The organism is Methylobacterium mesophilicum (assembly GCF_022179445.1).
Lineage (GTDB): Bacteria > Pseudomonadota > Alphaproteobacteria > Rhizobiales > Beijerinckiaceae > Methylobacterium > Methylobacterium mesophilicum.
On record NZ_BPQU01000045.1, the window covers coordinates 19,014 to 29,486 of the forward strand.

Annotated in this window: 7 protein-coding genes and 1 pseudogene; 3 read left to right on the forward strand and 5 right to left on the reverse strand. The window is 71.1% G+C overall.

What is annotated here, in order from left to right; genetic code table 11:
- Positions 1-18 precede the first annotated feature (18 nt).
- The 3 genes from MFF40_RS25975 (at position 19) to rplQ (ending at position 2,623) form a co-directional block, all read left to right on the forward strand.
- Positions 19-891 (forward strand): MBL fold metallo-hydrolase, encoded by an 873-nt coding sequence (locus MFF40_RS25975; RefSeq protein ID WP_147898530.1) that lies wholly within the window; start codon positions 19-21, stop codon positions 889-891.
- 106 nt (positions 892-997) lie between these two features.
- A complete protein-coding gene (locus MFF40_RS25980; protein ID WP_147853144.1) occupies positions 998-2,017 on the forward strand; it encodes a DNA-directed RNA polymerase subunit alpha in 1,020 nt (339 codons plus the stop codon).
- Between the two features lie 195 nt (positions 2,018-2,212).
- Positions 2,213-2,623: a 50S ribosomal protein L17 gene (gene rplQ, locus MFF40_RS25985; protein WP_147853143.1), complete on the forward strand. Its 411-nt coding sequence runs from the start codon at positions 2,213-2,215 to the stop codon at positions 2,621-2,623.
- Positions 2,624-3,200: 577 nt separating this feature from the next.
- On the opposite strand, the gene MFF40_RS25990 is transcribed toward rplQ, so the two are convergent.
- The 5 genes and pseudogenes from MFF40_RS25990 to MFF40_RS26010 all read right to left on the reverse strand — a co-directional run.
- On the reverse strand, positions 3,201-5,132 hold the full coding sequence (locus MFF40_RS25990; RefSeq protein ID WP_238262837.1) for a response regulator: 1,932 nt from the start codon (positions 5,130-5,132) through the stop codon (positions 3,201-3,203).
- Positions 5,133-5,167: 35 nt separating this feature from the next.
- Positions 5,168-6,889: a response regulator gene (locus tag MFF40_RS25995; protein ID WP_147898529.1), complete on the reverse strand. Its 1,722-nt coding sequence runs from the start codon at positions 6,887-6,889 to the stop codon at positions 5,168-5,170.
- Positions 6,886-7,953, reverse strand: a complete 1,068-nt coding sequence (cheB, locus tag MFF40_RS26000) for a chemotaxis-specific protein-glutamate methyltransferase CheB (RefSeq protein ID WP_187278174.1) — start codon at positions 7,951-7,953, stop codon at positions 6,886-6,888. Before cheB ends, MFF40_RS25995 begins: the two co-directional genes overlap by 4 nt.
- Positions 7,950-10,187: a hybrid sensor histidine kinase/response regulator gene (locus MFF40_RS26005; protein WP_238262839.1), complete on the reverse strand. Its 2,238-nt coding sequence runs from the start codon at positions 10,185-10,187 to the stop codon at positions 7,950-7,952. The genes cheB and MFF40_RS26005 overlap by 4 nt, the downstream gene beginning before the upstream one ends.
- Before the next feature lie 14 nt (positions 10,188-10,201).
- Positions 10,202-10,473, reverse strand: a pseudogene (locus MFF40_RS26010) (methyl-accepting chemotaxis protein); the annotation flags it as partial.

Genomic DNA, 10,473 nt, shown 5'->3' on the forward strand with positions numbered 1-10,473 from the left:
GGTTTGACGGAGAAGCTCATGACGGGATCGAAGCCGCTTCCGGGCGTGCTGCGTTGGAACCTCGGCGACCTCACGGTCACCGCGCTCAACGACGGCTGGTTTCAGGCCAGCCTCGATCTCGTCACGGGGATCCCGAAGGACGAGGCCGGCAAGCTCCAGGTCGCGGGGTTCCGCACCGAGCAGCCCAAGATCACGCTGAACGCCTTCCTGATCACCGGCGCAGGCCGCAAGCCGGTGCTGATCGATACGGGCTACGGCGACTTCGCCCCGGTGGAGACCCTGGGGCGGTTCAGCGCAGCGTTGGCGCTCACCGGCGTCAAGCCGGAGGCGATCGAGACCGTTCTGGTCACGCACCTGCATCCCGACCATGTCGGCGGTCTGGTGACGAACGGGGCGGCCCGGTTCCCGAACGCCGAGATCGTGGTCCACGCCGACGAAGCGGCCCACTGGCTGCCGGACGACGCGCTCTCGCGGGCGCCGGACGAGGCCAAACCGTACTTCGAGGGCGCCCGCAAGGCGGTGGCGCCCTACGCCAAGCAGATGCGCGAGCATCGCGGCGGCGAGGTCCTGCCGGGGATCACGGCGGTCCACCTGCCGGGCCATACTCCAGGGCATTGCGGTTTCCGCATCGTCTCCGGTGGACAGTCGCTGCTGATGTGGACGGACGTGGTGCACCTGCCCGCGATCCAGTTCAAGAACCCGGAGGCGGGAGTCGGATTCGACGTCGATGGTGACCAGGCGCGTGCGACGCGCAAGGCCATCATGGACGAGGTGGCGCGCGAGCGGACCTTCATCGCGGGTGCGCACCTGGAATTTCCGGCACTGGGCTACGTGGATCGGGACGGGGCCGGGTACAGCTTCGTGCCGGCCCTCTGGGTCGGTGGCGAGTAACGGACTTTGAATTCAGGGACCGTTCGGGGCGCCAGGGGGCGGCGCCGGGCGGCCGAAGCGCGGGAACGGATGTCGCGGATCCCGAGCATGGACGAGAGGTAGGATCGTGGTCATTCAGAAGAACTGGCAGGAACTGATCAAGCCGAACAAGCTGCAGGTCTCGACCGGCGACGACCCGAAGCGGGTCGCCACCGTCGTGGCCGAGCCGCTCGAGCGCGGCTTCGGCACCACCCTGGGCAACGCCCTGCGCCGGGTGCTCTTGTCCTCGCTCCAGGGCGCGGCCGTGACCTCGGTGCAGATCGACGGCGTGCTGCACGAGTTCTCCTCGATCCCGGGCGTCCGCGAGGACGTCACCGACATCGTCCTGAACATCAAGACCATCGCGATCCGTTCGCAGACCGATGCGCCCAAGCGCATGACCCTGCGCAAGACCGGCCCGGGTACCGTCACGGCCGGCGACATCGGCACGGTCGGCGACATCCAGATCCTGAACCCGGAGATGGTGATCTGCACGCTGGACGACGGCGCCGAGATCCGCATGGAGTTCACGGTCGCCACCGGCAAGGGTTACGTCCCGGCTGAGCGCAACCGCCCCGAGGACGCGCCGATCGGCCTGATCCCGGTGGACGCGCTGTTCTCCCCGGTGACCAAGGTCAGCTACCGCGTCGAGACCACCCGTGAGGGCCAGGATCTCGACAAGGACAAGCTGACGATGACGATCGAGACCAACGGCGCCGTGGGCCCGGAGGATGCGCTCGCCTACGCCGCGCGGATCATCCAGGACCAGCTACAGGTCTTCGTGAACTTCGAGGATCCGCGAAAGGAAGAGGCCGCGCCGCTCGCGCCGCAGCTGCCCTTCAACCCGGCGCTGCTCAAGAAGGTCGACGAGCTGGAGCTGTCGGTCCGTTCGGCGAACTGCCTGAAGAACGACAACATCGTCTACATCGGCGACCTGATCCAGAAGTCCGAGGGCGAGATGCTGCGGACCCCGAACTTCGGCCGCAAGTCGCTCAACGAGATCAAGGAAGTGCTTGCCGGCATGGGCCTGCACCTCGGCATGGACATCCCCGGCTGGCCGCCGGAGAACATCGAAGATCTCGCAAAGCGCTTCGAAGAGCACTACTGAGGCGAAGCGGCGTCGGGCCGGACGGGCGGCGCTGTAAGGCGCCGACCGTTGGGCCGGTGCAACTACGGAACTTCGCAGGCATGACGCGAAGTCCCAAAGAGATCCCGCCGCGGGGTTACGCGGATAACAACAGCCTCGATGAGGCACCCGGCCGTACCGTGGCACGGCGGCCGAGATGAGAAGGAAGCCAGAACCATGCGTCACGGGTATCGCGGTCGCCGCTTCAACCGCACGGCCGAGCATCGCAAGGCGATGTTCGCCAACATGTCGGTCGCCCTGCTGAAGCACGAGCAGATCGTCACCACCTTGCCGAAGGCCAAGGACCTGCGTCCCGTGGTCGAGAAGCTTGTCACCCTCGGCCGGATCGACAGCGTCCACACCCGCCGTCTCGCCATGGCGCAGCTGCGCGACGGCGACATGGTCAAGAAGCTCTTCGCCGTGATCGGCCCGCGTTACCAGGGCCGTCCGGGCGGCTATCTCCGCATCATGAAGGCGGGCTTCCGCAAGGGCGACAACGCCCCGCTGGCCGTGATTGAGTTCGTCGATCGCGACGTCGAGGCCCGCGGCAAGGATTCCGGTCAGGTTGTGGTCGCCGAGGCGGCCTGAGCTAAGCGCCATCGATCGAACGGAAAGAAGCCGTCCCGGGACCATCTGGGGCGGCTTCTTCATGTTCGCGCGGGGCTCAAAAAAGAACCCGCCGGCTTGCGCCGACGGGCTTGAAGCAGGGTCTACGTTTCGAAGCATCGCGAGAGTTCGCCCTAGCGGTCAGTGTCGGCCTGACCGGGAACTCGACCGCGCCGCGGTTCCGAAACCTCTATCCCTGCTGATCCTTGTTGGGTGGATCGTCCTGATCCGGGTCGGCCTCGCGCCGACTGCCTGGGAAGATACCGTGATTGCTCATGGTTCACCTCCACGTTCGTAACCCGGAGCATGACGGCTCCGTGGGGGGTCAATGAGCCGGCAACAGGGTGGTTCCCGAAAATTTCGGTGCCTCGGGGCCAGGGATAGGGCTTTCCCCTAGAAGTGCGGACAGCGACGTCACTGCTCCAGGGCTTCAGCGCTGCACCATTTCGATTGTCCGGCCCCGTCATTGCGAGCGCAGCGACGCAACCCAGGGCAGCGCGCGTTCCAAAAACGTGGCGGATCACGTAGCTGCTTCGCTACGCTCGCAATGACGGTTTGGTCACGCCCGCCCCGGGTCAGACCCGTCCAGCAGCGCCGAGACGCGGATCGCCAGGTCGGCCGAGCGGAATGGCTTGGTCAGCACCGGCAGATCGTCCGGGATCTGCATCGCCTCCGCGTGGCCGGTGAGGATCAGCACCGGCAGGCTGGGGTCGCGGTCGCGGATCTCGGCGGCGAGTTCGATGCCGCTCATGCCCGGCATGGCGAGGTCGGCGACGATCAGGTCGAAGCGGCCGGGCGCGAAGGACCGCAGCGCGGCCTCGCCGTCGCCGGCCTCCGTCGCGTCGTGGCCGAAGCCCGCCAGGAACGAGGCGGTGACGTGCCGGACCTGCGCGTCGTCGTCGACCACCAGGATCCGCGCCGAACGGGCCGCCACCGGGGCGTCGTCCTGCGCACCCGCCATCTGCTCAGGCGCATCGGTGGCGAAGGGGAGGGCGAGTTCGACCCGCGTGCCCCGGCCGACCTCGCTCTCGATGGCGAGCCGGCCCTTCGATTGCTGGGTGAGGCCGAACACCATGGCGAGCCCGAGACCCGTGCCCTGGCCCACCGCCTTGGTGGTGAAGAACGGCTCGCAGACCCGGCGCAGGATCTCATCCGGGATACCGGTGCCCTCGTCGGTGACACTGATGCCGAGATAGGAGCCGTCGGCGATCTCGGGATCGCCCGCGATGTCGAGGCGCCTGGTGGCCACCGTGATGGTGCCGCCGTCGGGCATCGCGTCCCTGGCGTTGATGCACAGGTTGAGCACGGCGAGTTCGAGCTGGTCCGGATCGACCTGGACGGCGGGAAGGCCTTCGGTCAGGTCGGTGCGGACGCTGACCAGCCCGCCGAGGCTGCGGCCGAACAGGTCGCTCATACCGCCGATCAGGGCGTTGACGTCGGTGGCCCGGGCCTGGAGGTCGTGGGCGCGGCTGAAACTCAGCAGGCGCTTGGTCAGGGAGGCGCCGCGCTCGGCCGCGCCGCGGGCGTTCTCGATCAGGCGCTGCACCCGCGGCAGGTCGGCGACCTTGGGGGCGGCGAGTTCCAGGCTGCCGAGGATCGCGGTGAGAAGGTTGTTGAAGTCGTGCGCGATGCCGCCGGCCAGGGTGCCGAGCGCCTGCATCTTGTCGGATTGGCGCAGCCGGGCCTCCAGGGTCCGCTGCTCGGTCACGTCCCGCTCGATCACCGCGAGATGACTGATCGCACCGCCCGCATCGCGGATCGGCACCCGGGTGACGTGGCTCCAGAGTTCTGCGCCGACCGGGCCGTCGCTGGTCAGGCTCTCGGCCACGGCCCCGGAGCGGATCGCGGCGGTATCGGCCTCGGCTACGGCGCTGCCCTTCGCGCCGAGCAAGTCGCCCTCCCGCTGCCCGAGACAACCCGAGACGTCCCGGCCGAGCTGGGCCGCCTTGCGGGCGTTGAGGCGCACGAAGCGCCCATCCGCATCCTTGAAGCTGATCGCGTCCTGGGCGTGGTCGAGGAGGCCGCGCAGCAGGGCCCGCTCGGTCGCGAGGTCGCGGCCGAGCCGGTGGCGCTCGAAGGCCTGCCGGACCGTGGAGCGCAGCAGGCTCGCGTCCCAGGGCTTGGTGACGTAGCCGACGATGCCGCCGCGGTTGAGCGCCGCGATCACCGCGGTGATGTCGGCATAGCCGGTGAGCAGGATCGCCTGGGCGTCGTGGAAGGCGCGCGCCTCGGCCAAGAGCGCGTCGCCGGTGAGGCCGGGCATGCGCTGGTCCGACAGCACCACGGCGATGTCGGGCTCGGCGTGCAAGATCTCGAGCGCCTCGTTCGGGTTCGAGGTCGTCAGCACCCGGTAGGAATCCTCGAACAGGTCCTCGAGGGCGATCAGGATATCCGGCTCGTCATCGACGGCCAGGATGGTCCCGCGGGGGCCGTCGAACCCGGCCCCGTTCTCGTAAAGGGAATGCGTATCCGTCACCGAACCGGTGTCCATCGCAGCGGGGAATACTCGTCCTGCCGTGCCTTCACTCATGCGCTGGCCGCCTGCCGCGGAATCCCGATCACGAAGCAGGCTCCCCCGTCCGGCGCCGCCTCCACGGTGAGCGAGCCGCTATGCGCCTGAACGACGCTGTAGGCAATCGCAAGACCCAGGCCGGTGCCTGAACCCACGGGCTTTGTCGTGAAGAATGGCTCGAAGATCTTTTCACGGATGTCTTCCGGGATGCCAGGACCAGTATCGCTGATACGGATCTCGTCGACCTCCGGATTCGACAGGGTATCGATTCGGATCCTGCCCCCCTCCGGCATGGCGTCGGCGGCGTTGCCCAGGATGTTCATCACCACCTGGTTGAGCAGCGCCGGGGTGCAGTGGATCTCGGGACGGCCGGCGAAGCTGCGCTCCACCGCGATCCGGTCGCCGAGCTTGTGCTGGATCAGCGCCAGCACGGTCTCGATCGCCTCTGGCACGTTGACCAGGGCCCGTTCGCCCTCGTCGAGGCGCGAGAACTTGCGCAGGTTGAGCACGAGATCCTGGATCCGGGTCAGCCCCATCCGCATCGAGCCGACCCGCTGGCGGGCCTTGTCGAGGGCGCGGGAAGCCGCCTCCGGGGCGGCGCTCGGCAGTTCGTTGAGCAGGCGCTCGACCGTGCCCTGGTGCGCCAGGATGAAGGCGAGCGGGTTGTTGATCTCGTGGGCGATGCCGGCGACCAGCTCGCCGAGCGAGGCCATCTTGGCGGCCTGGACCAGCTTGGCCTGCGCTTCGGTGATCTGCCGGTTGGCGTCGGCGAGATCGCGGTTGGCGCGCTCCAGGGCATCGGCGAGGCGGGCGCGGGCCTCGGAGGCCTCGGCCTCGGCGCGGGCGCGCTCCACCGCCCGCTCGCGCTCGCCGAACTGGCCGGCGATGCGGCGGTCGTCCTCCTCCAGCAGGCGGCGGCGGACGAAGCCGCGCACCCGCAGCGCCAGAACCTCGGCATCGGTCTTCGAGACCACGTCGTCGGCGCCGGCCGCGAAGGCTTCGACCAGAAAGTCCTTGGCCGGGTCGCTGCCGGCGATGCCGACGAGGTGGAAGCCGGCCCCGGCGGCCTGCCCGGAGCGGCGCTGGCTGATCGCCCGGCAGAGGGTGAGGCCGTCATAGGCGTGGCCGAGCAGGTCGACGGTCACGCAGTCGAACGCATCCTCGCCGACCCCGTTGAGCGCATCGAGGGCGGCCTCCGGCCCGTCGGCGGTGGCGACGTGGTGGCCCTCCTGCCCGAGCAGGCCCGCCAGGAAGGTCCGGTAGGTCAGGCTGCCGTCGATCACGAGGATCCGTCCGCGCCGGAACGCGGCGGCGCCCGGCCCCTCGCCCTCGGCGGAGGGCCGGCGCTCGCGCAGCAGGGCGCGGATGCGCAGGATCATCAGGTCGCGGTCGGCGGATTTCGGTAGGTAGGCGTCGGCGCCGCTCTCCAGGCCCTTGCGCTCGCCGCCACCGCCGCCGGTGAGCATCAGCACCGGCAGGGCCCGGGTGCGCAGGGACAGGCGCATCTGGCGGATCAGCTCGTCGCCGTCCATGCCGGGCAGGTGATAATCGGCCACCACGAGGTCGGGCTGGGTGCGGTTGAGATGGTCGAGGGCGGCCTCGGCCGAGGGGCAGCGCTCCACCGCGAAGCCGTTCGCCTCAAGCAGGAGGCGCAGTTCCAGGGCCTGCGTCTCCGAATCCTCCACCAGCAGGATCCGGGCGGGCCCATCCTGGGCGCCGGCCTCGCTCCGGCTCACGGCCGCGCCCCGGGATCGGCAAGCCGCAGGACGTGGTCGCCGATCCGGTCCAGCGGCAGGATCGCGCGGGCGGCCCCGAGCCGCACCGCCGCCGCCGGCATGCCGTAGACCACCGCGGTGCTCTCGTGCTCGGCCACGGTCTGGGCGCCGGCCCGGTGCATGTCGGCGAGGCCGACCGCCCCGTCCTCGCCCATGCCGGTGAGCAGCACGCCGATCCCGGCAGGTCCTAGCTGACGGGCGAGCGAGCGGAACAGCACCGTGGCGGCCGGGCGCTGGCCGGAGACGGGCTCGGTCGCGACCACCCGCATCACCCGGCCGGAGCCGATCTCCAGGTGGCGGTCGCCGGGCGCCACGTAGACGCGGCCGGGCTCCGCGCGCTCCCCGTCCTGCGCCAGCGAGACCGGCAGGGCCACGACGCTGTCGAGCCAGGCCGCGAAGCCCTCCATGAAGGCCGGGCCCATATGCTGGACCACCAGCACCGGCAGCGAAAAGTTTTTGGGTAGGGCGCCGATCACCCGGGCCAGAGCCGGCGGCCCCCCAGTCGAGGCAGCAATAGCGAGTAAACTCGGCGCCTGCCCCGCCGCCTCGGTCGGTGCGGCGAAGGAGGCCAGGCCGGTCCGGCCGGCCCATTCGGCACCGATCGGCCGCCGCCGGATCACCGGGACCTGGGCCATGATCCGCAGCTGCGTGCAGATCTCGCCGGCCACCGCCTCGTAGCCGGCATGGGTGGTGGCCACGGGCTTCTCGACCACCGACAGGGCGCCGGCGCGGAGCGCATTCATGGAGATCCGGAGCGAGGAATCCTCCACCGAATCGGCGATCACGACGATCGGGGTCGGCTGCTCGGCCATGATCCGGCGCGTGGTCTCGAGACCGTCGATACCGGGCAGGCGGATATCCATGGAGATCACGTCCGGCCGCACAGCCTGGAGGGTGGCCAGAGCCTCCTCGCCGGAGGGCACCGCGGCAACGAGTTCGAGCCGGGGATCGCGCGACACGATATAGCGCAGCAGCTCGCGCACCACGAGGCTGTCCTCGACGAGCATGACCCGGACGGGCGTCATAGTAGCTGTCCGATCGTGTCGAGCAGTTGGCGCTGGTCGAATTTCTGCTTGGTCAGGTAGGCGTCCGCGCCCAGGTCGAGGCCGCGGGAGACGTCGGCCGCATCCCCGCGCGAGGTCATCAGGATCGTCGGGAGCCGGGCGAAGCGTGTGTCGGCGCGCAGGGCCTTGAGCAGGCCGAACCCGTCGAGGCGCGGCATCTCCACGTCGGCCAGCACAAGGTCGATGGGCTCGATCTCGGCGCGCAGCCGATCGAGGGCGTCCTGACCGTCGACGCAGACGACCACGCGGTAGCCGGCGGCTTCCAAGATGCCCTTCTCCAAGGTCCGGGTGGTGATCGAATCGTCGACGACGAGGATGGTCGCCCGTGCGGCGGCGCGGGGCGCGGTCGTCGAACGTGGAGCCTGCGCCATCGTTCCGGCCGAAAGGCCCGGCGTCATCGACGCGGCCCGGGCGGCGAGGCCGTCGGGGTCGAGGACCAGCACCGGCACGTCGCCGGGCAGCACGGCCGTCCCGGCGATCAGGCCGGGATCGGCCCCGAAGGCCGGAGCCGGCAGGACCAGCAGCGCGCGGACATCGTGCAGGCGGTCGACCCCGAGGGCGAAGCGGCCGCCGCCGGCCCGCAACAGCACCGCGGTCAGGATCGTCGGGTCCTGGCCGGCGGCATCCGGGGCGGCGGGCGCCTGCCCCAGGATCTCGGTGAGAGCGGTGACCGGATGGTTCGTCGCGGCGTCGTCCGCGCCGATCCGCAGGATCGTCCGCCCTAGGGCGACGGGCAATCCGGCGCGGTCCATGCGCAGCAGCCGCTCCACCGAACCGCCGGGCAGGGCATAGGTCCGCCCGGCGGCCTCGACCAGCAGCAGGCTGCGCCGGGCCGCGGAGAGCGGCAGGCTGAAGACGAGCGCGGTGCCGGCGGGCTCGCGGGGCTCCAAGCGCACGCTGCCGAGCAGCTGGCGGGCGGCGTCGGCGGCCACCGAGAGGCCGTAGCCCCGACCCGACAGGGTGTCGACCGCCTCCGCGGTGGAGAAGCCGGGCTCGAACACAAGGCGCAGCAGGTGCTCGGGATCGGCCTCCTCTCCCGGCGCGAGCAGGCCTCGGGCGCGGGCGGTGGCGGCGATGCGGGACAGGTCCGGCCCCGGCCCGTCATCCGCGACGGTGACCCGCAGACGCGCACCGCGCACGGCCACCTCCAGCCCGAGCGCCAAGGCCTCGGGCTTGCCGGCGGCGCGGCGGACCTCCGGGCCCTGCCAGCCGTGGCTCAGGGCGTTGCGCAGGGCGTGGAGCAGCGGGTCCTTCAGGGCCTGGAGCAGGCCGCGTTCCACCGGCAGGTCGAGGCCGCGCAGGTCGAGATCGACGTCGCGGCCCTGCTCCCGGGCGGTCTCGCGGATCGAGCGGGCGAGGGGCCCGAGCACGGTCTCGGCCGGCACCAGGGCGAGGCGCTCGGCCTCCGCGCGGACCCGGAGCGCGGCGCCCTCGACGGCGCTGGTGGCGGCGGCCTGGCGGCGGGACAGCTCCGCGGCCTCCCGGGCGAAACCACCGAGACGCGCCGCCAGCGCGCGCAGATCGGCCGCGTCCGCATCGGATCTGGCGGCCAGCGCCTCGGCGCCGGCCCGCATCTCGCGGGCGAGCCGGGCGAGACGCGCCAGGCCCTCGGCGGCGGGGGCCTGCGCCGCGAGGGTGCTGGTCAGGTCGTGGCTCGCCCGGGACAGGGCCTCCACGGCTTCCCCGGGCACGCGCAGGATCGCGGCGCCGGATTCGGCGGGCTCGGGGGACGGCGCCGAGGCGGAGTCTGGCGGGGCAGGGGGGTCGACGGCCCGCGCGACCGGCGGCGGCGGCGCAGCCGGCGGTGCGTCTTCCGTGGCCTCCCCGGGGAAGCCGAGGCATTGCCCCAGGGCCGACAGGGCGTCGGCCGGCATGTCCGGCCCGGCCCCGTCCTGGAGGCCGGCGACGTAGCTCTCGATCCGGTCCAGGGCCAGGTGGACGGCGTTGGCCGCCTCGCGGTCGACGGGCTGGGCGTTGGTGCGGACCCGCTCGAACAGGGTCTCCAGGCGGTGGGCGACGGCCTCCACGGCCGGGAGATCGACGGCGCGGGCGGCGCCCTTCAGGCTGTGGGCGCGGCGGAACACGTCGTTCCAGTCCGGGGTCGCGCTCCCGAGCGCGGCCCGGATCGCCGTGACGTGCTCGCGATGCTCGACCTCGAAGGCCGCGAGCAGGAGCTGGCGGATATCGGCGGGCAAGGCGGCGCCGGCCCTCAGTGCCGGTAGCGTTCGGCCAGGGCCATGAGGGCCTGGGCGAGTTCGGTGAGGTTGGCCGAGGCCGCCTCGACCTCGCGGGTGCCGGCCGCCGTCTGCTGGCTGGCCTGGCGGATGTTCTGCAGCGCGCCCATCACCTGCTCGATCCCGAGCTGCTGCTGGTTGGTCGAGGCCACGATCTGCTGGAACGTCTGCACGTTCTCCTCCACCCGCGCCGTGATCTCCTCGATCGTCCGCTGCGTCGTGTCCGAGCGCGTCTTGCCGGCCGCCG